Source organism: Rhodanobacter sp. DHB23, from assembly GCF_014842975.1.
Taxonomy (GTDB): domain Bacteria; phylum Pseudomonadota; class Gammaproteobacteria; order Xanthomonadales; family Rhodanobacteraceae; genus Rhodanobacter_A.
In genome coordinates, this window is sequence record NZ_JACYXK010000028.1 from 126314 (window position 1) to 148923 (window position 22610).

At 69.5% G+C, this 22610-nt stretch carries 20 protein-coding genes and 1 riboswitch; of the genes, 14 read left to right on the forward strand and 6 right to left on the reverse strand.

Going from position 1 to position 22610, the window contains the following annotated elements; all coding sequences use genetic code 11:
- Positions 1 to 295: 295 nt before the first annotated feature.
- From IHE47_RS12405 to IHE47_RS12415, 3 genes are read right to left on the reverse strand one after another with little or no spacing between them, the layout of a single operon-like run.
- Positions 296 to 3418, reverse strand: coding sequence for a CusA/CzcA family heavy metal efflux RND transporter (locus IHE47_RS12405; RefSeq protein ID WP_225561852.1), 3123 nt, complete (start codon positions 3416 to 3418; stop codon positions 296 to 298).
- The gene (locus IHE47_RS12410; RefSeq protein ID WP_192106246.1) at positions 3415 to 4581 is read right to left on the reverse strand and encodes an efflux RND transporter periplasmic adaptor subunit; all 1167 of its coding nucleotides are present in this window, start codon (positions 4579 to 4581) and stop codon (positions 3415 to 3417) included. The genes IHE47_RS12405 and IHE47_RS12410 overlap by 4 nt, the downstream gene beginning before the upstream one ends.
- 2 nt (positions 4582 to 4583) lie before the next feature.
- Positions 4584 to 6014: an efflux transporter outer membrane subunit gene (locus IHE47_RS12415; RefSeq protein WP_255523496.1), complete on the reverse strand. Its 1431-nt coding sequence runs from the start codon at positions 6012 to 6014 to the stop codon at positions 4584 to 4586.
- Between the two features lie 518 nt (positions 6015 to 6532).
- Here IHE47_RS12415 and IHE47_RS12420 point away from each other — a divergent pair.
- From IHE47_RS12420 to IHE47_RS12435, 4 genes are all read left to right on the forward strand, one after another.
- Positions 6533 to 6979, forward strand: coding sequence for a hypothetical protein (locus tag IHE47_RS12420; protein ID WP_192106250.1), 447 nt, complete (start codon positions 6533 to 6535; stop codon positions 6977 to 6979).
- An 86-nt stretch (positions 6980 to 7065) separates the two neighbouring features.
- Positions 7066 to 8967 (forward strand): AI-2E family transporter, encoded by a 1902-nt coding sequence (locus tag IHE47_RS12425; RefSeq protein WP_192106252.1) that lies wholly within the window; start codon positions 7066 to 7068, stop codon positions 8965 to 8967.
- 297 nt (positions 8968 to 9264) lie between these two features.
- Positions 9265 to 11520 (forward strand): EAL domain-containing protein, encoded by a 2256-nt coding sequence (locus IHE47_RS17985; RefSeq protein WP_192106254.1) that lies wholly within the window; start codon positions 9265 to 9267, stop codon positions 11518 to 11520.
- A 164-nt stretch (positions 11521 to 11684) separates the two neighbouring features.
- Positions 11685 to 12113, forward strand: a complete 429-nt coding sequence (locus IHE47_RS12435) for an OsmC family protein (protein ID WP_192106256.1) — start codon at positions 11685 to 11687, stop codon at positions 12111 to 12113.
- An 81-nt stretch (positions 12114 to 12194) separates the two neighbouring features.
- On the opposite strand, the gene IHE47_RS12440 is transcribed toward IHE47_RS12435, so the two are convergent.
- The 3 genes from IHE47_RS12440 to IHE47_RS12450 form a co-directional block, all read right to left on the reverse strand.
- Entirely contained in the window at positions 12195 to 13271 is a 1077-nt protein-coding gene (locus IHE47_RS12440; protein WP_192106257.1) for an oxidoreductase, read from the reverse strand.
- Positions 13272 to 13500: 229 nt separating this feature from the next.
- Entirely contained in the window at positions 13501 to 14184 is a 684-nt protein-coding gene (locus IHE47_RS12445; RefSeq protein ID WP_192106259.1) for a type 1 glutamine amidotransferase domain-containing protein, read from the reverse strand.
- 156 nt (positions 14185 to 14340) lie between these two features.
- Positions 14341 to 14550: a DUF2945 domain-containing protein gene (locus tag IHE47_RS12450; RefSeq protein ID WP_192106261.1), complete on the reverse strand. Its 210-nt coding sequence runs from the start codon at positions 14548 to 14550 to the stop codon at positions 14341 to 14343.
- A 304-nt stretch (positions 14551 to 14854) separates the two neighbouring features.
- Positions 14855 to 14993: riboswitch (molybdenum cofactor riboswitch) on the forward strand.
- Between IHE47_RS12450 and moaA the strand changes: the two genes are divergently transcribed.
- From moaA to IHE47_RS12500, 10 genes are all read left to right on the forward strand, one after another.
- The gene (gene moaA / locus IHE47_RS12455) at positions 14988 to 15971 is read left to right on the forward strand and encodes a GTP 3',8-cyclase MoaA (RefSeq protein WP_192106263.1); all 984 of its coding nucleotides are present in this window, start codon (positions 14988 to 14990) and stop codon (positions 15969 to 15971) included. It overlaps the preceding riboswitch by 6 nt.
- Before the next feature lie 3 nt (positions 15972 to 15974).
- Positions 15975 to 16988 (forward strand): bifunctional molybdenum cofactor biosynthesis protein MoaC/MoaB, encoded by a 1014-nt coding sequence (gene moaCB, locus IHE47_RS12460; RefSeq protein ID WP_225561854.1) that lies wholly within the window; start codon positions 15975 to 15977, stop codon positions 16986 to 16988.
- Positions 16985 to 18238, forward strand: a complete 1254-nt coding sequence (glp, locus tag IHE47_RS12465; protein ID WP_192106264.1) for a gephyrin-like molybdotransferase Glp — start codon at positions 16985 to 16987, stop codon at positions 18236 to 18238. Before moaCB ends, glp begins: the two co-directional genes overlap by 4 nt.
- The gene (locus IHE47_RS12470) at positions 18235 to 18495 is read left to right on the forward strand and encodes a MoaD/ThiS family protein (protein WP_192106266.1); all 261 of its coding nucleotides are present in this window, start codon (positions 18235 to 18237) and stop codon (positions 18493 to 18495) included. Before glp ends, IHE47_RS12470 begins: the two co-directional genes overlap by 4 nt.
- A gap of 1 nt (position 18496) precedes the next feature.
- Positions 18497 to 19006, forward strand: a complete 510-nt coding sequence (locus IHE47_RS12475) for a molybdenum cofactor biosynthesis protein MoaE (RefSeq protein ID WP_192106268.1) — start codon at positions 18497 to 18499, stop codon at positions 19004 to 19006.
- Complete coding sequence (locus tag IHE47_RS12480) at positions 18969 to 19562, forward strand: NTP transferase domain-containing protein (protein ID WP_225561856.1); 594 nt, start codon at positions 18969 to 18971, stop codon at positions 19560 to 19562. The genes IHE47_RS12475 and IHE47_RS12480 overlap by 38 nt, the downstream gene beginning before the upstream one ends.
- Complete coding sequence (locus tag IHE47_RS12485; protein WP_192106269.1) at positions 19559 to 19909, forward strand: hypothetical protein; 351 nt, start codon at positions 19559 to 19561, stop codon at positions 19907 to 19909. Before IHE47_RS12480 ends, IHE47_RS12485 begins: the two co-directional genes overlap by 4 nt.
- A complete protein-coding gene (locus IHE47_RS12490; RefSeq protein ID WP_192106276.1) occupies positions 19906 to 20817 on the forward strand; it encodes an extracellular solute-binding protein in 912 nt (303 codons plus the stop codon). The genes IHE47_RS12485 and IHE47_RS12490 overlap by 4 nt, the downstream gene beginning before the upstream one ends.
- A complete protein-coding gene (locus IHE47_RS12495) occupies positions 20814 to 21581 on the forward strand; it encodes an ABC transporter permease subunit (protein WP_343227476.1) in 768 nt (255 codons plus the stop codon). The genes IHE47_RS12490 and IHE47_RS12495 overlap by 4 nt, the downstream gene beginning before the upstream one ends.
- A complete protein-coding gene (locus IHE47_RS12500) occupies positions 21581 to 22579 on the forward strand; it encodes an ABC transporter ATP-binding protein (RefSeq protein ID WP_192106278.1) in 999 nt (332 codons plus the stop codon). The genes IHE47_RS12495 and IHE47_RS12500 overlap by 1 nt, the downstream gene beginning before the upstream one ends.
- Positions 22580 to 22610 lie beyond the last annotated feature (31 nt).

A 22610-nucleotide genomic window follows, 5' to 3' on the forward strand; every position in this document is an offset into this window, starting at 1 on the left:
CGTCAACTTTCTCTTCGATTCCAGGCCGCTGGTCGGGGCCTGCCTCGGAGCCGGCGCGCACTATGTGGACATCACCGGCGAGATCCCGGTGCTCGAGCTGTGCCACGGACTCGACGCGCAGGCGAAAGCGCAGGGCGTGCTGCTGTGCCCCGGCGCCGGTTTCGACATCGTGCCCACCGATTGCCTGGCGGCCATGCTCAAGGAACGGATGCCCGATGCGGTGACGATCGACCTCGCGTTCTCGTTCGGGACGCGGCCGAGCATCGGCACGCCGGGGCAGTCCCGGTCCGTCAGGTCATACCTGCAGCCGGTCGTCCTTGCGCGCCACCAGGCCGTACAGCGCGGGCATCAGGAAGATGCTGATCGCCAGCCGCGTGAACAGGCCGCTGACGATCACCAGCGCGAACGGCTTCTGCGTGTCGGTGCCGACGCCGGCCGCGACGGCGGCCGGCAGCAGGCCCAGCGCGGCCACCAGCGCGGTCATCATGATCGGGCGCAGGCGCAGGATCGCGCCTTCACGGATGGCCTCGGCGATCGGCGTGCCGCCCAGCCGCAGCTCGTTGACGTAGGAGATGTAGACCACCGCGGTCTGCACCGAGACGCCGAACAGCGCCAGGAAGCCGATGCCGGACGACACCGAGAACGGCGTGTGGGTGAGCCACAGCGCGACGATGCCGCCGACCGGCGCCGACAGCAGCACGCCCAGCACGGTGATCAGCGGGAACTTGAAGTTGCCGTACAGCGCGAACAGCAGCAGGAAGATCACCGCCAGCGTGAGCGGCAGCACGATGGTGAGCTGGCGGTGCGAGGCGGTGTATTCCTTGTATTCGCCGCCCCAGTCGAGACGGTAGCCCTGCGGCAGCTTCACCTGCTTGCCGACCTGCGCCATCGCGTCCTCCACCGCGCCGGCGAGGTCGCGGCCCTGCACCGAGAACTGCACGCCGATGTAGCGCGAATCGTTCTCGCGGTAGATGAAGGAGGCGCCGTTCTCGACCGTGATGCTGGCGAATTCCTTGAGAGGGATCTGCTGGCCGCCAGGCGTCGCGACCGGGATGTCGCCGATCTGCTGCGGGTTGTCGCGGTACTGCGGCAGCAGGCGCACCACCAGGTCGAACTGCTTCTCGCCCTGGACCACCTCGGTGGCGACGTCGCCGCCGACCGCGGCATTGATCAGGTTGTTGATATCGTCGACGTTGATGCCGTAGCGCGCGGTCTTGGCGCGGTCGATCCTGATCGCGAGGTTGGGCTGGCCCAGCTCGTGCACCAGGGTCACGTCGCTGATGCCGCGCACCTTCTCCATCGCCGCCTTGATCTGCTTGCCCTTCGCCTGCAGCGTGCGCAGGTCCGAGCCGTACACCTTCACCGCCAGCGCGCTCTTCAGGCCGGTCTCGGCCTCATCCACCGCGTCCTCGGCAGGCTGGGTGTAGTTGAACTGGATGCCGGGGAATTTCTGCAGCTTGGCGTCGATCGCGGCGATCAGCGCCTGCTTGTCGCGGTAGGCGCCGTGCCATTCCGAATACGGCTTCAAGCCGACGAAGAATTCGTCGTTGAAGAAGCCGGTGGAGTCGGTGCCGTCGTCGGGGCGCGCCAGTTCGGAAGCCACCGTGGTGACCACCGGGAAGGAGCGCAGCACCTCGCGGATCTGCGGCGAGATCTTCGCGGCCTCGTCGAACGAGATCGTGTAGGGCATGGTCGCGCGCACCCACAGCGCGCCTTCGTCGAGCTGCGGCATGAACTCCGCGCCCATGAAGGGCACCAGCAGCAGCGACAGGCCAAGCACCACCACCGAGGCCACCGTGATGCGCCACGGGTGCGCCAGGCAGGTATCCAGCCACTTCGCGTAGCGCGCCTTGATGGCCTCGAAGATCGCGTTGCGGCGCTCGCGCACGCCCTTGCGCATGAACCAGGCGCACAGCACCGGCAGCAGGGTCAGGGTGACGATCAGCGAGCCGACGATCGCGAAGATCATGGTGTCGGCCATCGGCTTGAACAGCGTGCCGGACGGCCCGCTCAGCACGTAGATCGGCAGGAAACCGGCCACGATGACGCCCACCGCGTAGAACAGCGGGCGGTCGACCTCGGCCGCCGCGTCGCGGATGACGCCGCCGATGTCCAGCGGGCTGCCCTGGCGCAGCGCGAGCTGGCGGTAGATGTTCTCCACCATCACCACCGCGGCATCCACCAGGATGCCGAAGTCCACCGCGCCGATCGACAGCAGGTTCGCCGAGGCGCCCTGCAGGTGCAGCCCGCAGAACGCGAACATCAGGGCCAGCGGGATGGTGACCGCGACGATCAGGCCGGCGCGCAGGTCGTACAGGAAGAACACCAGCACCGCGATCACCAGCAGCATGCCGACCAGCAGGTTGTGCCGCACCACTTCCTTGGTCTGCTGGATCAGGTCGGTGAGGTCGTAGTACGGATGGATCTTGACGTCCTTCGGCAGGATCTCGTCGTTGAGTTCCCGGGTCTTGGCCTCGACCCGCTGCAGGACGTTCTGCGTCTTCGCCCCGGTCAGGGTCAGGATCACGCCCTCGACCGCATCGTCCTGGCCCATGTAGCCGAACTCGCCCAGGCGCGGCGCGATGCCGATGCCGACCTTGCCGACGTCCTTCACCAGCACCGGCGTGCCGTTGTGCACGGTCAGCACCACGTTGCCGATGTCCTCCAGCGTCGTCATCCGCCCGAGCCCGCGCACGTAGAAGAACTGGCCGCCCTGCTGGTAGAAGCCGCCGCCGGCGTTGCTGTTGTTGGCGGTCAGCGAGGCTTCGACCTGCGTCACGCTGAGGCCGAGCGCGGCGACCTTCACCGGGTCGAGCAGCACCTGGTACTGCATGTTGCCGCCGCCGAACGCGGAGTCGTCGGCGACGCCGGGCACCGAGCGGTACTGCGGCGCGATCACCCAGTCCTCCAGCGTCTTCAGCTCCATCGGCGAACGGTCGGAGCTCTGCAGCACGTAGCGGTAGACCAGGCCGGACGGCGGCGACATCGGCGAGAGCGAGGGCGTGACGCCGCTGGGCAGGGTGATGCCGGGCAGGCGGTTGTACACCTGCTGCTGCGCGAAATAGTCGTCGACGCCGTTGGCGTAGGTGAGGGTGACGTCGGACAGCCCGTACAGCGAGATCGAGCGCTTGGTCTCCAGGCCGGGGATCGCGTTCATCCCCAGCTCCACCGGCACCGTGATCAGGCGCTCGACTTCCTCCGCCGAATGGCCCGGCCACTGCGTGATGATCTCCGCCATCGGCGGCGACAGGTCGGGGTACGCGTCCATCGGCAGCGAGTCGTAGGCCCAGATGCCGGCGACCGTGAGCGCGCAGGACAGCAGCACGATCAGCAGCCGCTGCTGCAGCGCGAACGCGACGATGCGGTTGATGAGCGAAGCGTCGCGCTTCGACGGTTCGGGTGGCGGGGCGGCGATCATTGGGTCTGGATGAAATTGAGGAAGATCGCGCCGTCCACCACCACCTTGTCGCCGGCGTGCAGGCCCTGCGGGATCAGGTAGCGGTCGTCGATCCGCTCGCCCAGCGTCACGGGCGTGCGCGCATAGCTGCCGTCCTGCGCGACCACGTAGACGAACGGCAGGTTCTCGTCGTCGCGCAACACCGCCGACACCGGGACCAGGATGCCCGTCCGCGCGTCGTGCGAGCGGATCCGCACCGACACGTACATCTGCTGCTTCAACGCGCCATCGGGGTTGTCGACCGCGACGCGCGCGGTCACCGAACGCGTGTTCGGATCGATCACCGCGCCGACGTTGCCGACCTTGCCGGCGACGGGCCTGCCGCCGTCGCCGGTTGCCACCTCGGCGGCATCGCCCACCTTCACCGCGCCGAACTCGCGGTCGAACAGTTGCGCCATCACCCACATCTTCGAGGTGTCGGCGATGGTGAAGCAGTCGGTGCTGCCCGCCGCCAGCAGTTGCCCCGGCGTGATCGACTTGGCGACCACGGTGCCGGCGATCGGGGCGCGGATCACGCCCGCGCCGCCGCTGACCGGCCGGCCGGCCTGGATGTCGGCGATGGTCTTCGCATCGACGTGCAGCCCGACCAGCGCCTGCAACGCGGCGTCGCGATCGGAATCGGCGCCGGCCGCGTCGGATTGCGCCTGCGCGTATTCGCGCTGCGACACCGCCTGGTGTGCGTAGAGGTCGCGGTCGGTCGCGGCGATCTGGTCGGCGGCCCTGGCCGCGGCGAGGTTCTTGCGGTACGTGTCGATCGCGGCGGCGAAGTCGGGCGAATCCACCAGCGCCAGCGCCTCGCCCTGCTTCACCGTCTGGCCCAGCGCCACCAGCAGCTTGGCGACCGGGCCCGAGATCGGCGCGAGCACGTCGGTCGAGCGGTTGTGGTCGAAATCCACCACGCCGGAGGTATTGACCACGGTCTGGTAGGACGAGGGCTCGACCGTGTACAGATGGATGCCTTGCTGCTGCGCCTGGGTCAGGCTCACGTTGTGCGGCGTCGTGGCGGCGGACTCCGGCGCGTCCGTGCCGGACGAGCAGGCGCCGAGCGCGGCGGTCGCGAGCAGGAGCACGAACGCGACGCCATGGCGCGTGGAGGCGGGGAAGGGCGGGGCGGGTTTGTTCATCGTCACTGCGTGCTCAGATCGGAGTGGTGCCACCAGCCGCCACCCAGCGCCTGGTACAGCGCGGCGGTGTCGGCGAATCGGTCGGCCTGGGCCTGCACGAGGGCGATGCGTGCCTGCTGCCAGGTCTGTTCGGCGGTCAGCCATTGCAGGTTGCTGGCGTAGCCGTCCTTGAGCTGCTGCCCGGCGAGGTCCAGCGTCAGCTTCGCGGCCTGCTCGGCCTTCGCCGCGGACTGCAGCGCCTTCGCATCCTGCTCCAGCGCGACCAGGGTGTCGGCGACGTTCTGGAACGCCGCCAGCACGGTGCTGCGGTATTGCTCGTCGGCCTCGACGAAGGCCGCCTTCGCCGCGCGCTGCTGGTGCAGCAGGGTGCCGCCCTCGAAGAGCGGCGCGGTGATGCCCGCCGCCATGTCCCAGAAGCCGGTGCCGCCGGTGAACAGTTTCGAGAACTGCAGCGCCGTGCTGCCGGTGTCGGCGGTCAGCGTGAGGCTGGGCAGGCGCGCCGCCGTGGCCACGCCGACCGCGGCGCTGGCCGCGTGCAGGTTGGCCTGCGCCTGCTGCACGTCCGGCCGCTGCGCCACCAGGGCCGAAGGCAGGGAAAGCGGCAGGGCCTCGGGCAAGTGCAGGCTGTCCAGCGTGATCTGGTCATCCGCCGTCTGCGAGGGGAAACGGCCCGTCAGCACCGCCAGCAGGTCGCGCTGTTGCGCCAGTTGCTTCTCCAGCGGCGGCAGCGTGGCCTCGGTCTGCGCCAGTTGCGATTCCTGCGCGGCCAGGTCGACTCGGCTGGCGTAGCCCTTGGCGAACTGGTAGCGCAGGATGTCGAGCATCTTCGTGTTCTCGTCGACCAGTTGCCGCGTGGCGTCGACCTGCGCCTGCAACGCGGCCAGCTGGATCGCCGCCACCGCCACGTTGGAGGCCAGCGTGTTCCAGGTCGCGATCATCTGGAAGCGGGCGGACTGCTCCTGCGCCTGCAGCGACTCGGCCGAGCGCCGGTTCGCGCCGAACACGTCGGGCGTATAGGAAACCGAGAGCTGCGGCGTGTACAGGTTGTACAGGAAGGCATTGGAATCGGGCACCGGCGCCAGCGAGCCGGCCTGGCGCTGGCGGCTGGCCGTCAGGTTCGCCGACACGCTGGGCAGGAAGGCGCCGCGCTGCGCCAGCATGTCCTCGTGCGCCACGCGCAAGGCGGCCTGCGCGGCCTTCAGGTCGGGGTTGTGCGCCAGCGCCTGCCGGATCAGCGCGTCGAGCGGCGCGGAGTGGAACAGCGTCCACCACTCGCCGGGAATGTCGGCGCCCGCTTCGAAATGCTGGGCCGAACCGCCGGCCACGCCCGGCGTGGCGGCCGTCGCCACGACCGGATGCGGGGTGTAGCCGCTGACGGCGGGCGGCGCCGGCGCCTTGAAGTTCGGGCCCACCGCGCAAGCCGCAAGCAGCATGGCGGCCGCCGGCACGGAGAATCGCAGGGCTTGCGCCACAGGCATGCGGACAAACGGCAGGACAACCATGGCGAACCCGTACTCTCCTCACGCATTGTTCCGCCAAGCGGCGTGACCGCTTGAACCTGGCGAGAGACGGACTCAGCGCCACCCCATGTGGTTCGACCCCGGACGACGGCGCCGCGTGGACGCATTGCGCACGGCTGCAGGTTCAGGGCCGGATCACGACCTGACAGATTTCCGGCACCGGCTGTCGCAGGTGCCTCATGACAAGCACAAGACGCCGAAGATATTGCCTGACGGCAGACACGGCAACGATGAATTTTCTTGCGGGGGACGGTACGGTCGGCCGGGTGGCCAGTCGTCACGGGTGTCCGGGCCCTGCGGTGGTGGAGTGGCGGCAACGCTTCGTTGCCGGGGCACCCGGGAAGCAAATGAAGTCACGGTGTGGCAGATTCCCCGCGTGAGCCCGCAGGGATCTTGAGCCAACCCCACAGGCGGATCGGAGGGCAACCGGCATGCCGCTCGACACGATCGATCTCGACGCACTGCGGCGCAGCCCGCGCGTCTCCTGCTATTTCCGCTATCGGTTGCATCGCAGCGATTTTCACGAGCTTCGCGTGGCGGACCAGCTCCATGGGCATTACGCGTCCAAGCCATTGCATGCCCGCCTCACGCCGCAGGGCAGGGTGGATCGTTCGTCTTCCTACAGCGGCGACGTGGCCGTCCTCTTCATACCCGGGGATGCCCGTACGACGGATGACGCGAGCGTGATCCTCACGCACATCGATCCGCGGCAGGTCGCGCTGGAATCGGGGCGACGCAACTGGCCCGCGATCCACCAGGCTGCACGGGAGGCCATCCGCGGGAAGCTTGGCCTGCCGCCGGCATCCGCCGAGGCCGGATCGCGGTCCGGCGACGCAGCCGTACCAGCGTGCGACGATCGGCGGGGACAGGCACCATGACTCTTCCGTACGTGTGCAGGTGCGCGGCCGGAGCAAACGGCACAGGCTGAGGCTAAGCTCTTGGCTCCAGCCAGACGGGGGCAACGATGTCGACGAACGAGGCTGCCGCACCCAGGCTGCAGGCAACGGGAATCCTGGCAACGGCCGCCATGCTGGCCCTGCTTTACTTCGGGCGCGAAGTGCTGGTGCCCGTGATGCTGGCCCTGTTCCTCGGCGCACTGCTGAGTCCCTGGGTGCGGTTCTGCCTGCGGCTGGGGCTAGGCCATGGCTTTTCCGTGCTCCTGGTCGTGCTCGCCACCCTGGCCATCACGCTTGGCATGGCCCTGGTGCTGGGCTCGCAGGCGACGCACCTGGCCCGCAGCCTGCCGCAGTACCAGTCCACCATCCACGCCAAGATGCAGACCTTGCGCGGCCTGACCATCGACCGCTTCGAAAGCATGCAGGGCGAGCTGGGGCGCGTCATCGAGCCGGCGGCGGAGCCCGTCGTCCCGGGGCAGGCGGCTGCCGTCGCGACCGTCCCCGGCCCCGCGTCATCCCCGGCCACGGTGCCGGCGGCGATGTCGAGTGCGTCGCTGGGCGTGCTGTCGCACCTGCTCACGGTGGCGTGGGTACCGCTGCAGACGGGCGGCATCGTGCTGGTGGTGCTGGCCTTCGTCCTGCTGGAACAGGAGTCGTTGCGCGACCGCTTCATCCGCCTGGCGGGCGGCGCCGACCTGCGTGCCACCACCATGGCCATCAACGACGCGGCGGAGCGCCTGTCACGGTTCTTCATCTCGACGTTTTCGGTCAACACGGGCGTCGGCGTGGCGATCGGTGCCGGCCTGTGGCTGATCGGGCTGCCCAACGCGCTGCTGTGGGGCGCACTGGCCGCGATCCTGCGGTTCGTGCCCTACGTGGGGGTGTGGCTGGTCGCCGCGCTGACGATGCTGTTCGCGGCGGCGGTAGGGCCGGACTGGTCGCTGGTGGTGATGACGGGCATCCTGTTCGCCACGGTGGAACTGGTCGTGTCCCAGGTGATCGAGCCCTTGCTCTACGGGCACACCACCGGGCTGTCGCCATTGGCGGTGGTGGTGTCCGCGATCTTCTGGAGCTGGCTGTGGGGGCCGGTGGGACTGGTGATGTCCACGCCGTTGACCTTGTGCCTGGTGGTGGCGGGGCGGCACGTGAAAGCGCTGGACCTGCTGACCATCCTGCTCGGCGACGCGCCCGCCCTGACGATGCCGCAGCGGCTCTACCAGCGGGCGCTTTCCGGCGACGCCCAGGAGATCCTGGACGACGCACGCCGTTACCTGAAGCGCAGGACCTTCGGCGCCTATTGCGACACCATCGTGCTGCCGGCTCTGCAGTTCGGCCGCATGGACCTGGAGCGCGGGGTGATCCGTGCCGAACAGCTGCGGGTCCTGCGCGAAACCATCGTCACGGTGATCGGGACGCTGGGCGGGGAAGGGCGGACGCGCGCGTGGCGGAAGCGTCCCCAAGGCGTACTGAGCGGGGAAAACATCGGGCGCCAGCTGCGCCAGCGCCGCGAGCAGGCGCGCGGGCGCTGGCAGGGGCCGCTGGCGGTGCCCGCCGGTTCGATCGCGCTGTGCATGAGCATGGGCACGGACTACGACGACCTGACCACGGAACTGCTGACGCGCGTCCTGCTCGGCCTGAATGTCGACGCGCGCCACCTGTCACCCGACGACCTCCACAGTTTCGACGACGAGCCGCACCCGGAGCTCACGCCGGGTGCCGTCGCCTTGATCTATCTGGTGGACACCGCGCCGGAGGCCATGCGGGAGCGCGTTGACGCGCTCGCCGTGGAGCTGCGCCAGCGCATGCCCGCAGCACGCATCATCGTCCTGTGCCTTCCAGGGCTGCTGGCCCCGAGCGCGTCCGACCTGTCGGCATGCCCGCATGTCGATGCCGTGGCCGGCCTGCTGGAAGAGGCGGCGCAGTACGCCCTGCCGATCGCGCGGCAGGCCGACGCCCAGGCGGCGGCATGAGGCGACGGCGGAATGCCTGAAGCACGCGCCGCGGGCGGGAATTTCCCGTAATCTGGCCGAGGGGCCATGAAGCAGTCCCGGCCGGGCGGCGGCCAGATCGTTCCGTGCTGAAGCGGATACCGACCGGCACGGGCGTGCCGGCCATCCGCCGGGAACACGGCACCGGTCCGGCCGCACCCCGAGCATGGCAACGGGCTCACTTCAATCCCCGCCCGGCCTTGCGACGTCAGGCATCAGGATCAAGGGTGTAGCGCAGTGCGAGTCAGACGTCCATTCCTCGGGGCACCGGTCCTTTTCGTGATCGCGGGGATCGCGATCACGCTCGCCACCACGGGCGTGATGGCCTTGTCGCTCTACCAGATGCGGCGGGACGCGATGTCGCAGGCACGCGACGCCGCGGAGAACCTTGCCGACTCCCTGGAGAAGGAAACCGAGCGCAATCTCGACGTATTCCAGCTTGCCATGCGCGAGGTGGCGATCAGCATCCAGACGCCCGAACTCCAGCGTCTCCCCGCGGATGTCCGGCAGCTCGTCGCATTCGGCACGACCCGGGGCGCCAGGCAGCTTGGTGCGATGTTCGCGACCGATGCGGCGGGCAATTTCATCCTCGACTCGCGCTCGCCCGTGCCGCGCAGGCTCAACGTGGGCGACCGGGATTACTTCCAGGTCCAGCAACGGGACAAGGGCGCCGGCCTGTATCTGAGCAGGCCCTTCCTGTCGAGGGGCGACGATGCCGGGCAACCGACCATCGCGCTGAGCCTGCGGCTCGACGGGCAGGACGGCCAGTTCGCCGGCATCGTCGCCGGCTCGCTTCGCCTCAAGTACTTCCACGAGATGTTCAAGGACGCGATCCTCGGCCGGCATGGAACGATCACGCTGCTGCGCACCGACGGCTCGGTCCTGATGCGTCAGCCGTACCACCCCGGCGACGTGGGCAGCACGCTGGCCGGCGGCCACTCGTTCCCCCCGCTGGTCCGCTCGGACCAGGGCAGCTACGTCGACATCGCGGTGCTCGACCACGTCAGGCGCCTGTACAGCTTCAAGCGCATCGGCAGGTACCCGCTGGTCGTCGTGGTCGGCCTGTCGACCGGGGACATCTATGCCGGGTGGCACCGGCGCGCGATCGCCATCGGTGCCGTGACGATCGTGATCGACGTGCTTTCCATCGGGTTGTCGCTGATGTTCGCCGGTCTGCTGCGCCGAAGGCTCGAAATGGAACGCCAGCTGCGGGAGCTGGCCTGGTTCGATTCCCTGACGGGCCTGCCCAACCGCACGCAGCTGCAGCGGGAGGCGCGTCGCGCGCTCGCGCACGCGAAGCAGGATGCCTCGAGCTTCGCGACGCTGTTCATCGACCTGGACCGTTTCAAGCGCGTGAACGACACGCAGGGCCATGCCGTCGGCGACGAAGTGCTGCGCGAGATCGCGGGGCGCCTGCGCGAACAGCTCCACGCCGGCGATTCGGTCAGTCGCCTCGGCGGCGACGAGTTCCTTGCCATCCTGCAGGACTGCGACGTGCTGAAGGCGATGCATGTCGCCGGGCGCATCCTGCAGGCGATCCGCCAGCCCGTCGCCCTCGATTCGGAACAGGACACCAGCATCACGATCAGCGCCAGCATCGGCATCGCGATGTATCCGTCCGACGGGGAGAACACCGACGTCCTGCTGCGCAACGCGGACATGGCGATGTACCAGGCCAAGCGCAGCGGGCGCAATCGCATCCACTTCTATGCGCCCGAGTACGAGCGCAAGGCCAGGGAACACCTCGATCTCGAGATCGCCCTGCAGCACGACCTCAAGGCCAGGACGCTCAGCGTCGCCTACCAGCCCAAGGTCGACGCGACAGGCCGGCTGCACGGAGCCGAGGCGCTGGTCCGCTGGCGCAACGACAGGATGGACTCCATTCCGCCGGACTATTTCATCCCGATCGCGGAAGAGAGCGGGTTGATCGTGGAGCTGGACGCCTGGGTGCTCGGCGAGGCCTGCCGCCAGCTTGCCGCATGGCGGGCCGGGGGCCTGGCGGTACCGAACATCGCGGTGAACGTCTGCGCCATGGACCTCAAACGGCCGGACTATCCCGGCTTCGTCGCCCGGACGCTGGCAGACCACGGCCTTGCCCCGGCAGACCTCATCCTGGAGATGACCGAGCGCGTCATGTTCGACGAGGCCGCCGACGATATCCGGACGTCCATCGATGAAATCCATGCGCTGGGCGTGATGCTCGCCATCGACGACTTCGGCACGGGCTATTCGTCGCTGAACTACCTGCACCGGTTCCCCGTCGGGGAACTCAAGATCGACAAGAGCTTCGTCCAGGGCATCGGCGACAACGCCAGGTCCGAGTCCCTCGCGCAGACCATCATCAACATCGGCAAGACACTGAAACTGACGGTCGTTGCCGAAGGCATAGAAACGCCGGCGCAAAGGGAGTTCCTGCGCCGGCACGACTGCGACCTGTACCAGGGCTACCTGTTTTCGCCACCGCTGTCGCCGGACGACTTCGCGCGCTGGGTGGCGGCGCAGCGCCAATCCGTTCCTGCCAGGCCATCGCCGTGACCGCCGGGTGCATGTGACCGCGGAAACGATGTGCGAAGGGCAGGCATATGGACTGAGCCCATTTCACGTTGACATGCCTGGAGTCATGCCAGATTGCGACCGACCCGCGTACCGGCGACAGGGTCCAACGTCAATCCGCACACGACAACGATGAGGAGCGCGCGATGAAGATCAACCGTACCGGTTCCGCCGCATGGACAGGCAACCTCAAGCAGGGCAAGGGAAGCATCTCCACGCAAAGCGGTGCGCTCAAGGCCTACCCGTACGGATTCGGCAGCCGTTTCGAGGGGATCCCCGGGACCAACCCGGAAGAACTGATCGCCGCGGCGCATGCGGGGTGCTTCACCATGGCCTTGTCGCTCGCGCTCGGGGAGGCCGGCTACACGGCCGACCGGATGAGCACGGATGCGACCGTCGTGCTGGAACAGGCGGCGGAAGGTTTCGCGATCAACGCCTCGCACCTCGTGCTCCGCGCAAGGATCCCGGGCATCGACGAGCAGACCTTCCAGTCGATCGCCGCGAAGGCGAAAGCCGGTTGTCCCGTGTCCAAGGTGCTGAACGCAACGGTCACACTGGACGCCGCGCTCGAGTAGACCGACTGCAGAAGCCGTCACGGGACCCGATCCCGTGACGGCAGGGCAGCGCAGGGCGTTACGCCGTGCGCCATGGCCGGCTCATCGGCCTGGCCATGCATCACGTTCCGCCGCATCCAGCTCCGGTGCGACGGCTCTTCCTTGCGCGGCCGACACCATCGCCGCTTCGATCACCGCCATCACGGCAATGGCCTGCCCAGGCGTGACCGGGTTGGAGCCGTGTCCTTGCACGGCGTCGCGGAAGGCGGCGTAGTAGCGGCCCTGGTCGCCGCGGGGCGGGGCAAGCCGCTGGATGTTGCCGTTGCCGTCGTAGAGCAGCAGGTCGTCCGCGTCCTCGCCCCAGCCCGCATCTCCCGGCCGCATGCCCGCGAGCAGTTGCGTTTCCTGCGGGTCGATCTCCGGTTTCACCACGCTGCCTTGCGTACCGTGCACGATGAAACGGGGAGTGCCGCCGGCCACCAGCGTGCTGGCGTGCAGGATCACCCGCCGTTCGCCGTACTCGAGCACGGCATGCGCCCAGTCGGTGACTTCGCCACCGTCGCGCTGCGTGGCGAGGCTGGCCAGGACGCGATCGGGCACGCCGAACAGGCACAGCGCCTGGTCCACCAGATGCGGCCCCAGGTCATACCAGAGCCCGCTGCCGGCACCGGCCCGTTCGCGCCAGCGCGCGCGTACCTGCGGGCGGAAGCGGTCGATATGCGATTCGAAGTGCGTGACCCGACCCAGCCGGCCTGCTTCCATCAACTGCCGCACACCGAGGAAATCGCTGTCCCAGCGGCGATTCTGGAACACCGACAGCACCCGTTGCTCGCGTTCCGCGAGGGCGGCGAGTCCGCGCGCCTGGGCCAGATCGAGCGCAAAGGGCTTGTCGACCACCACGTGCTTGCCGGCCTCCAGCGCGGCACGCGCCAGCGGTGCATGCGTGTCGTTGGGCGAGGCAATCACCACCGCGTCCAGCCGCGGGTCGGCGAAGGCAGCGGCCGCATCGGCGACCACGTCGACGCCGGGCAGGTCGGCATGGACCTTGCCGGCATCGCGCGAGACCACCGTGCCCAGCACCAGGCCGGGCACGCTGCCGATCAGCGGCGCATGGAAAGTCTTGCCGGCGAAGCCGTAACCGACCAGTGCCACGCGCAGCGGGGCGGAGGAATCGTGCATGGAGGGATCCGCGAGCCAATGGGAGGTCGCCATGATAGGCGCGCACGCCGCGGAGTTTGACCAGGGCCGCGGCGCAGGCGCCGCGATCCACCCGTGTCCAGCACGCGCAACCGCCATCGCCAGCAGGCAATGCGGCTTGCCTGCGCACGACGGCACCTTCTTCGATGCCTCCTGCCGGTGAGTGTCGCGGCGAGCCTTTCCCTCGGGCGCCGGATGCTGGATCCGGGAGTCAAAGCAATGCCGCGACCTGCTTTGCGGTGGCCTTCGCCGAAGCCGGATTCTGGCCCGTCACGAACCGACCATCGCGCACCACGTTCGGGACGAATGGCAGCAGGGCCTTTTCGTAGAGCGCACCGCGGTCCTTCATCGCCTGCTCGGCGTTGTAGGGCACGTCCCTGGCGACACCGGCAAGCACTTCCTCGGACCAGGAATAGCCGGTCAGCCGGCGCCCCGCCACCAGCAGGCTGCCATCCGACAACCGGGTGTTGAGCAATCCGCAATACCCGTGGCACACCGCAGACACGACGCCGCCGCGTTCGAAGATGTCGCGGGTGATCCGCTGCAGCCCGGAGTCATCCGGGAAGTCCCACATGACTCCATGGCCACCGGTGAAATAGATGGCGTGGAATTCCGCGGGGTCGATCGCGTCGGGCCTGGCGGTGTCCTTCAACAGCGCCAGGTTCCGGGGATCGGCCAGCCACTGCCTCGTCGAGCGGTCCGCCAACGGCCATTTCAGCGCGCGCGGCTCCAGGGGCGAGACGCCACCCCTGGGGCTCACCAGGCGCTGCTCGAACCCCTGTCCGGCGAAGACGCGATACGCGTGGGTCAGCTCCGAGAGCCACAGGCCCGTCGGATGACGGGGATCGTCGTAATGGGACACGTTGGTGACGACGTGGAGGATGCGCTTGGCCATGCCGGGACCACTCTCGAGGCAGGAGGGCGGCTGCCCGAACATGTCGGGCGGCCTGGGGCGCCAGCTTAACCTTCGGGATGCCTCGAACGCTCCCGGCATCGTGTCGAGCCACAGGCGAGGCCGTCGCCGGCAGCCGGCACAAATATCGTGTGCCGGCTAGATGAGCCGCAGCGCCTTGCCCTTGTGCATTGCCACGTGGTCGGTCCTGTCGCTCTGGATCTCGTACTGCGGATCATCGACGCTCGCGTGGTGGGTGTAGCCCTTGTAGTCCACGTCGCTGGTGTGGACGCGCACGATGCGGCCACTGACCCAGCCGGCTTCGGAGTTCCACGTCACGTGGTCGCCGACCTTGAACGCATGTGTCATGGCACCTCCCGCATTGGCGTCTGCCGGCCTGGCTGCCGGGCCATCACGATAGCTTGTCTGTCAGGTAGTCGAGCAGGCCGTCGACGCGTACAACGCGGTGCTTGGCACAGGGGCGCCGGTCAAGCATGTGCCGAGCATGGCTCGAGGTTGCGGATCGGCAGGAAGCGCCTGCCATCGGCCGCCCGGTGAAACGGACGGTATCGACCCGGCCTGGGATGCGGTTGTCGCAGGGAGATGCCAACCGGCATGGCAGGTGCCGCCAATCGCCGAGCGTGATCGACAGGTGACGGGATAAGCACGACAATCGCAACGGCAACTCCGAGGCGCAGGATCTTCGTTTCTTCCCCTGGAACATGGTGCTGCGTCCGTGGTTCCCGGAACCACCGGGCGAGCGGGGAAACGCGTTCGCCTCCCGCACTTGGAAAGGAGCACATGGCATGACCCCGCTGGCCGATCGCTACGGCCGCAGCTTTCCCTACCTGCGCCTGTCGATCACCCCCGCGTGCAACTTCCGCTGCACGTATTGCCTGCCGCACGGCTACCACGCCGATGCGGGCATGCCGGGGCCATTGTCGCTGGAGGAGATCGCGCGCCTGCTGCGCGGCTTCGCCGAACTGGGCATGCACAAGCTGCGCATCACCGGCGGCGAGCCCAGCGTGCGCCACGACCTCACCGACGTGCTGCGCACCGCCGCCGCGGCGCCGGGCGTGACCAGGCTGGCGATGACCACCAACGGCACCCTGCTGTCGCGCCGGCTGGGCGAGTGGATGGATGCGGGGCTCAACGCCATCAACGTCAGCGTGGACAGCCTCGACCGCGCGGCGTTCGCGCGCATCACCGGTCACGACCGGCTGGACGACATCCTGCACGGCGTGGACATGGCGCTGGCCGCCGGCCTGTCCGCGGTGAAGCTCAACGCGGTGTTGCTGAAGGGCGTCAACGACAACGAACTGCCGCGCTGGCTGGACTACCTGCGCGACCATGCCGTGGGCCTGCGCTTCATCGAGCTGATGCAGACCGGCGACAACCTCGCGTTCTTCCGCGACCACCACGTGGGCGCCGGGCTGCTGGAAACCGAACTGCGCGAGTCGGGCTGGCAGGCGTTGCCGCGCGCCGCCGATGCCGGCCCCGCGCGCGAGTACCGCCATCCCGGTTACGCCGGGCGCATCGGCATCATCGCGCCGTACTCGAAGGACTTCTGCGCGGGCTGCAACCGCCTGCGCGTCACCGCCACCGGCGACCTGCGCCTGTGCCTGTTCGGCGAGTTCGGCATTCCGCTGCGTCGCTACCTGCAGCGCGACGAACAACTCGATGACTTGGTGCGCGCCATCGGCGGCCAGATCGGCCGCAAGGAGCAGGGGCACTTCCTGCATGAGGGCCGCACCGGCATCACGCCCCATCTCGCATCCACCGGAGGTTGATCCATGCCCCAGCGCGAGGAACGCGCCCCGCTCCAGGACAGTGCTTTTCACATGGCCGACGTGCGCCGCAAGCGCGCCACCGCGCGCCGCGCGGTGGCGGTGGGCGAGCTGTACGCCGGCAGCGCCTTCGACGACATCGTGGCGAAGCGGCTGCCCAAGGGCGACGCCATCGCGATGGCCGAGATCGCCGGCCTGCAGGGGGCGAAGAACGCCTCGCAACTGATGCCGCTGTGCCATCCGCTGCCGCTGGAATACCTGGAGCTGCGCTGCGAGCCGGTGGCCGGGCGCCAGGCGATCCGCGTGTATTGCGAAGCGGCCACCCATGCCCGCACCGGCGTGGAGATGGAAGCGCTGGCCGGTGTCAACGCGGCCCTGCTCACGCTCTATGACCTCACCAAGCCGGTGCAACCCGCGCTCGCCATCGGCGGCGTGCGGCTGCTGTTCAAGGAAGGCGGCAAGAAGGGACTTTGGCTGCATCCCGATGGCATGAGCGACGCCGAGTGCGCGCACTATCGCCCGCAGGCCACGCCGCGGCTGGAAGGCGTGCCGGCCGCTGTGGTCACGCTGAGCGACCGCGCGCGCCGCGGCGAGTACGAGGATGTTTCCGGCCCCTTGCTGGTGGAACGCCTGCGTGCATTGGGCGCCGACGTCGGCCCCGCCGAGGTGCGCGCCGACGAGGCCGAACCGCTGGCCGCGCGTCTGCGCGAACTGGCCGCCGCCGGCGTGCGCCTAGTGCTGTGCACCGGTGGTACCGGGCTTGGCCCGCGCGACGTGACGCCCGAGGCGCTGGCGCTGGTGGCCGAACGCCGCGTGCCCGGCATCGCGGAAATGTTCCGCAACGAAAGCAGCCAGCACACGCCGCTGGCCTGGCTGAGCCGTGCCGAGGCGGTGCTGCTGGGCGGCACGCTGGTGATCGCCTTGCCCGGCAGCGCGAAGGCGGTGGCGCAGGGCATGGACATCCTCGCGCCCATCCTCGCGCATGCGCTGGCGATGGCTGCGGGCGAGGGCCACGCATGAGCCACGCCACGCTCGATCCGGCCGAGGCATTGCGCCTGATCCTCGACGCCTGCGCGCCATTGCCTGCGCAAGAGGTATTTGTGACCGCGGCGATGGGCCGCGTGCTCGCCGCGCCGGTGTCGGCGCCCGGCGCATTGCCGCCGTTCGACAACTCGGCGATGGACGGCTATGCGCTGGGCGGCGGCGACGAAGCGCTGGCCGCGGGCGGCGAATGGCCGATCGAAGGTGAGCAGGCCGCGGGCGACGGGGCCACCCGGGCACGGCGCGGCGCGTGGGAAATCATGACCGGCGCGCGCCTGCCCGACGGACTGGACCGCGTGATCCCGGTTGAACAGACCGAGCGGCTGGAAGCGCCGCCGCGCGTGCGCCTGCTGGCCGACGTGGCCGCCGGGGAGAACGTGCGCAACGCCGGCTCCGACGTACCGGCTGGCGCAAGCGTGCTCGCCGCCGGCACCGTGCTGGCGCCGCAACACCTGATGCTGCTCGCCGCGCTGGGCGTGGACCGCGTCAGCGTGGCCGCGCGCCCGCGCGTGGCGGTGCTGTGCACCGGCCGCGAACTGGCGGACGACCCGGCCAGGCCGCTCGAGCCAGGGCAGATCCGCAACTCCAACGGGCCCTTCCTGGCCGAGCGCGTGCCGCGTGCTGGTGCCGAACTCGCGCACATCGAGACGGTGGGCGACGAGGTGGATGCTTTCCTCGCAGCGTTCGCGCGCGCCCGCGCCGCCGGCGCGCGCATGGTGGTGTCCACCGGCGCGGTGTCGATGGGCCGCTACGACTTCGTGCCGCAGGCACTGGAACGGCTGGGCGCGGAAGCCATCTTCCACAAGGTGGCGATCCGGCCAGGCAAGCCGCTGCTGTTCGCGCGGCTGTCCGACGGCACGCTGTTCTTCGGCTTGCCGGGCAATCCCATCGCGGTGGCGGTGGGTCTGCGCTTCTTCGTGGAGCCGGCGTTGCGCGCCATGCTGGGCCTGCCGCGTGAAGTGCCGTGGCGCGTGCCGCTGGCCGGCGACTACGCGAAGAAGCCGCGCCTGCGCTTCCACCTCAAGGCAGACGTGACGCTGGATGCGCAGGGACGCCTGGTGGCGCGCGTGCTGGCGGGACAGGAGTCCTACCGCATCCGCCCGCTGACCGAGGCCAATGCCTGGGTGGTGGTGCCGCTCGAGGCCGCGGAAGTGCCGGCGGGCACGCTGGTGGAAGTCTGCGGCCTTGGCCATCTGGAAAGCCCGGCGATAGTCGGGAGCGCGGCATGAAGGTGCGCATCGCACTGTATGGCGCGTTGCGCGAAGCCGATACCAGCGGCTACGTGGAGCTGGAAGTGCCGGCCGGCAGCAGCATCGCCGAGCTGCGCGAATTGCTCGTGGCGCACCTTGCCGGACACGTGCCGGCGATCCCGGCCAACCTGGTGCGGCGCAGCGCCTTCGCCAGCGCCGAGGAGATCCTGCACAACCACCGCACGGTGCCCGAAGGCATCGAGCTGGCCGTGCTGCCGCCGGTGAGCGGAGGCTGAGATGGACGACCTGCACGTCGCCGTGGTGGAGCGCCGCGTGGCCGCGCTGGACGTGGCCGCGGCGCTGGATTTCGTGGGCGACCCGCGCTTCGGCGGCATCACCACGTTCATCGGCCGGGTGCGCGACCACAACGTGGGCCGCGTCGTCACCGGCATCAGCTACGACCTGTTCGAGCCGTTGGCGCTGCGCATGTTCCGCGCCATCGGCGAACGCGCGCGGGCCGAGGTGGGCGCGCCGTTGAAATTGTGGATCGCGCATGCGAAGGGCGACCTCGCCATCGGCGACCTCGCCGTGGTGGTCGCCGCGGGCACGCCGCATCGCGACGAGGCCTTCCGCGCCTGCCGGCTGGCCATCGAGGCGGTGAAGCACGAGGCGCCGATCTGGAAACAGGAACATTACGTGGACGGCGACAGCGCCTGGAGCGAGGGCTGCTCGCTGTGCGAGGAGCAGCGCGAAGCGGAGCGGCATGCCCATGGGCACGACCATGCCGGCCATGCCCACGGCCGCTGAGCGCCTGCCATGCATCGGCGTGGTGCTGGCCGGCGGCCAGTCCACGCGCATGGGACGCGACAAGGCGCTATTGGAATGGCACGGTCGCCCGTTGCTCGAACGCCAGCTCGACGCATTGCGCGCATCCGGCGTGGACGAGTTGCGGGTAAGCGGCGATCGTCCCGCTTATCACGGTGTCGTCGATATGCAGCCCGGGCTCGGCCCGCTGGGCGGCCTGGCCGGCATCGCCGGAGCGGTGGCGGACGATGCCGATCTGCTGGTGATCCCGGTGGACATGCCGCTGCTCGGCGCCGCGTTGCTGCGCCGGCTGCGCACGGAACAACCGCAGGCGCGCGGCCTGCGTTGCGTCGACCATGTGTTGCCGACGCGCCTGCGTGTCGATGCGGCAACCCGTGCGCTGCTCGCCGCGCTGCTGCACGAGCGCGAGCCGCGCCAACGTTCGCTGCGCGCACTGCAGCAGGCGATGGGCTGCACGGAGATCGCGCTGGCCGCCGATGAAATCGCGCAACTGGCCGACTGCAATACCGAGGCAAGCTGGAACGAGGTGAACCGATGAGAGTGCAACTGCAGGGACAAACGCTGCGCCTGCGCATCGACGAAGCGGAGCTGGCGATCCTGCTGGCCGGCGGCACGGTGGAAAACGCCGCCCGCTGGCCCGATGGCCGCGACGAGTGCCAGCAACTGGCGCTGGCTCCGCAGCATGGCTGGTGGCGTAGCAGCGATGGCTGGCATGTGGACCTGGCGGACGCGGCGGTGCGCGAACTCGCCGCGCGCCTGCCCAGCCGCGACGGGCTGTCGTTCGAGCTGGCCGTACCGGAGGGCAGGGCGCTCGCGGTGCTGTTCGACGTGGACGTGCGCGACAGCGTGCGCCAGCGCCACACCAGCAAGGGAGTCCGGACATGAGGCACCCCGCACGTTTCGCACGCTGGCTGGCACCGCTGCTCCTGCTGTTCGGCCTGGCCACGCTGGCCGCCGACGCGCCGGTGCTGCGCGTGGCCTACGCCGGCTCGATGGGCGTGGTGATGGACCACGATCTGGGCCCCGCGGTAGCCGGCGCGCAGCACGCCAGTTACCAGGGCGTCGGCCAGGGCTCGTACGCGCTGGCGCGTCTGCTGGCCGGCAAGCAGTTGCAGGCCGACGTGTTCGTGGCTATCACGCCCGGCCCGATCAAGGCGCTGCAGCAGGCCGGCCTGGTGGACCACGCAGTGCCGGTGGCCAGCACGCGCATGGTGGTGGTCTACAGCCCGAAGAGCCGCTACGCCGCCGACTTCGCCGCGGCGGCGCAGGGCAGGAAGTCCTGGTACGACGTGCTGCGCGAACCCGGCCTGCGCTTCGGCCGCACCGATCCCGCAGTGGACCCGCAGGGCGCCAACGCGCTGCTCACCCTGCAGCTGGCGTCGCGTTACTACCACCAGCCCGGGCTGCTGCAACAGTTGGCCGGCGATTTGCAGAATCCGCAGCAGATCTTCGCCGAGACCTCGCTGATGTCGCGGCTGGAAGCGGGCCAGCTCGATGCCGCCATCGGCTACGCCAGCGCGGCCTTCTCGCACCACCTGCCGACCGTCGACCTGCCCGCCGAGATCGACCTGGCGCAGCCGGCGATGCAGGCGTCGTGGTATGCGCAGGCCGGCTTCACCCTGGCCAACGGCAAGAAGGTCGAAGCGCAACCGCTGGTGTTCTATGCCGCGGTGCCGGCCGATGCGCAGCAGCCCGCGCTGGGCCGCGCCTTCGTGCAGTTCATGCAGGGTGCGCGGGGGCAGGCGATGTTGCGCGAACGCGGCTACGACCCGCCGCACGGGAACGCGCTGTGAGCGATGCCATGCGGCCGCGGCTGACCACGTTCGCCGCGGCGCTGGCGTTGCTGCTGCTGGCGGCACCGTTCGCGGGCCTCGCGATCGCCACCGACTGGCGCCATCCCGGCTTCGCCCATGGCGACGGCGGTGCGGTGGCGGTGTCGCTGGGGCTGAGCCTGGTCGCGTTGCTGCTGATCGTGGCGCTGGGCACGCCGCTGGCGTGGTGGCTGGCGCGCCATCGCGTGCGCGGGCAGTGGCTGATCGACGCGCTGCTGCTGTTGTCCCTGCTCACGCCGCCACTGGCGATGGGTCTGCTGCTGGCCACGATGTACGGTCCCTATGGCCCGGCCGGACAACTGCTGGAACGCGCCGGCCTGCTGCTCACCAATTCGGCGCCGGCCTTCGTGATGGCGCAGTTCTACGCCGCGTTGCCGTACTACGTGCTCGCCGCGCGCGCCGCCTTCGAGGGCGTGCCGCGCGAGCTGGAGCAGATCGCGCTGACGCTGGGCCATTCGCCCGCGCGCAGCTTCTTCCACGTCAGCCTGCCGCTGGCGAAGCTGGGCCTGGCCGCGGCGGTGGCGCTGGCCTGGGTGCGCGCGCTGGGCGAGTTCGGCGTGGTGCTGATCGTGGCGTATTACCCGCAGGGCATCCCGGTGAAGCTGTGGGTGAACCTGCAGGACATCGGCCTGTCCGCGGTGTACCCGTTGCTGTGGGTGTTCTTCCTGGTCGCCTTGCCGCTGCCGCTGGCACTGGGCCTGGCCGTGCGCAGGCGGCTGGCCTGATGCGCGTCGACTATCGCATCGAACGCCCGGTGGCGCTTGCGGCCTCGTTCGAGGTGGAAGGTTTCACCGTGTTGCTGGGTGCGAGCGGCGAGGGCAAGACCTTGCTGTTGCGCGCCATCGCGGGCTTGCTGCCGGCACGCGGCAAACCCTTCGATGGCCTGCCGCCGCAACGGCGCGCGGTGGGCTACCTGCCGCAGGGGCATGCGTTGTTCCCGCACTTGAACGCGTGGCAGAACGTGGCCTTTGCCCTGCGCGGCGCGGATCGCCGCAGGCAGGCCGTCGAATGGCTGGATCGGGTGGGGCTGGCCGCGCTGGCCGAGCGGCGTCCCGCGCAACTGTCCGGCGGCCAGCAGCAGCGCGTGGCGCTGGCGCGCGCGCTGGCGCGGCAACCGCGGTTGTTGCTGCTGGACGAACCCACTTCGGCACTGGACCCGGCCACCCGCGACGACGTGCTGGCCGAACTGATCGCGGAAGTGCATGCGGCGGGCATCCCCGCGCTGGCGGTGAGCCATGATCCCGCGCTGGCCGCGGTGGCCGACCGGCTGGTGGTGATGCACGACCGCCGCATCGTGCAGGCCGGCACGCCGGCGGCGCTGCATGCGCGACCGGCCAATGGCGCGGTGGCCCGCTTGCTGGGTCACCGCAACGTGCATCGCGGGCGACTGCTCGGAAAACCGGATGCGCAGCGATTGCTCTGGCCGGATGCAAAGATGGCCGTGCCCGTGGCGACGGGGCTGCCCGACGACACCGTGGTGGACTGGCACATCGCGCCGGAAGCGATCGAACTGCACGAGGCATGCGCGGCGGGCGCCACCGACACCGACGGCCTCGTCGCCGCCACGGTGGAGGTACGGCAAGCCGGCGAACATGGAGGCTACGTGGGGTTGCGTTGCGGGCAGGCCAGGCTCTGGGCGAAATCGCCGTCGTCGCACGTGACGGCCGACGACGTCCGGCTGCGCTTGCCACCGCTGGCCATCCGATGCTGGCCACGCGATTGATTCCGCTCCCTTGAAACACCTGGAGCACTCC

What these genes read in the sequence shown, in the direction of transcription:
- moaCB (WP_225561854.1), top strand. Translation starts at nt 15,975, where the DNA reads ATGCCCCAGCGCGAGGAACGCGCCCCGCTCCAGGACAGTGCTTTTCAC.
- IHE47_RS12450 (WP_192106261.1), bottom strand. Translation starts at nt 14,550, where the DNA reads ATGACACATGCGTTCAAGGTCGGCGACCACGTGACGTGGAACTCCGAA.
- IHE47_RS12425 (WP_192106252.1), top strand. Translation starts at nt 7,066, where the DNA reads ATGTCGACGAACGAGGCTGCCGCACCCAGGCTGCAGGCAACGGGAATC.
- IHE47_RS12490 (WP_192106276.1), top strand. Translation starts at nt 19,906, where the DNA reads ATGAGGCACCCCGCACGTTTCGCACGCTGGCTGGCACCGCTGCTCCTG.
- IHE47_RS12435 (WP_192106256.1), top strand. Translation starts at nt 11,685, where the DNA reads ATGAAGATCAACCGTACCGGTTCCGCCGCATGGACAGGCAACCTCAAG.
- moaA (WP_192106263.1), top strand. Translation starts at nt 14,988, where the DNA reads ATGACCCCGCTGGCCGATCGCTACGGCCGCAGCTTTCCCTACCTGCGC.
- IHE47_RS12420 (WP_192106250.1), top strand. Translation starts at nt 6,533, where the DNA reads ATGCCGCTCGACACGATCGATCTCGACGCACTGCGGCGCAGCCCGCGC.
- IHE47_RS12405 (WP_225561852.1), bottom strand. Translation starts at nt 3,418, where the DNA reads ATGATCGCCGCCCCGCCACCCGAACCGTCGAAGCGCGACGCTTCGCTC.
- IHE47_RS12470 (WP_192106266.1), top strand. Translation starts at nt 18,235, where the DNA reads ATGAAGGTGCGCATCGCACTGTATGGCGCGTTGCGCGAAGCCGATACC.
- IHE47_RS12500 (WP_192106278.1), top strand. Translation starts at nt 21,581, where the DNA reads ATGCGCGTCGACTATCGCATCGAACGCCCGGTGGCGCTTGCGGCCTCG.
- IHE47_RS12480 (WP_225561856.1), top strand. Translation starts at nt 18,969, where the DNA reads ATGGGCACGACCATGCCGGCCATGCCCACGGCCGCTGAGCGCCTGCCA.
- glp (WP_192106264.1), top strand. Translation starts at nt 16,985, where the DNA reads ATGAGCCACGCCACGCTCGATCCGGCCGAGGCATTGCGCCTGATCCTC.
- IHE47_RS12475 (WP_192106268.1), top strand. Translation starts at nt 18,497, where the DNA reads ATGGACGACCTGCACGTCGCCGTGGTGGAGCGCCGCGTGGCCGCGCTG.
- IHE47_RS12445 (WP_192106259.1), bottom strand. Translation starts at nt 14,184, where the DNA reads ATGGCCAAGCGCATCCTCCACGTCGTCACCAACGTGTCCCATTACGAC.
- IHE47_RS12485 (WP_192106269.1), top strand. Translation starts at nt 19,559, where the DNA reads ATGAGAGTGCAACTGCAGGGACAAACGCTGCGCCTGCGCATCGACGAA.
- IHE47_RS12440 (WP_192106257.1), bottom strand. Translation starts at nt 13,271, where the DNA reads ATGCACGATTCCTCCGCCCCGCTGCGCGTGGCACTGGTCGGTTACGGC.
- IHE47_RS12415 (WP_255523496.1), bottom strand. Translation starts at nt 6,014, where the DNA reads ATGCTGCTTGCGGCTTGCGCGGTGGGCCCGAACTTCAAGGCGCCGGCG.
- IHE47_RS12410 (WP_192106246.1), bottom strand. Translation starts at nt 4,581, where the DNA reads ATGAACAAACCCGCCCCGCCCTTCCCCGCCTCCACGCGCCATGGCGTC.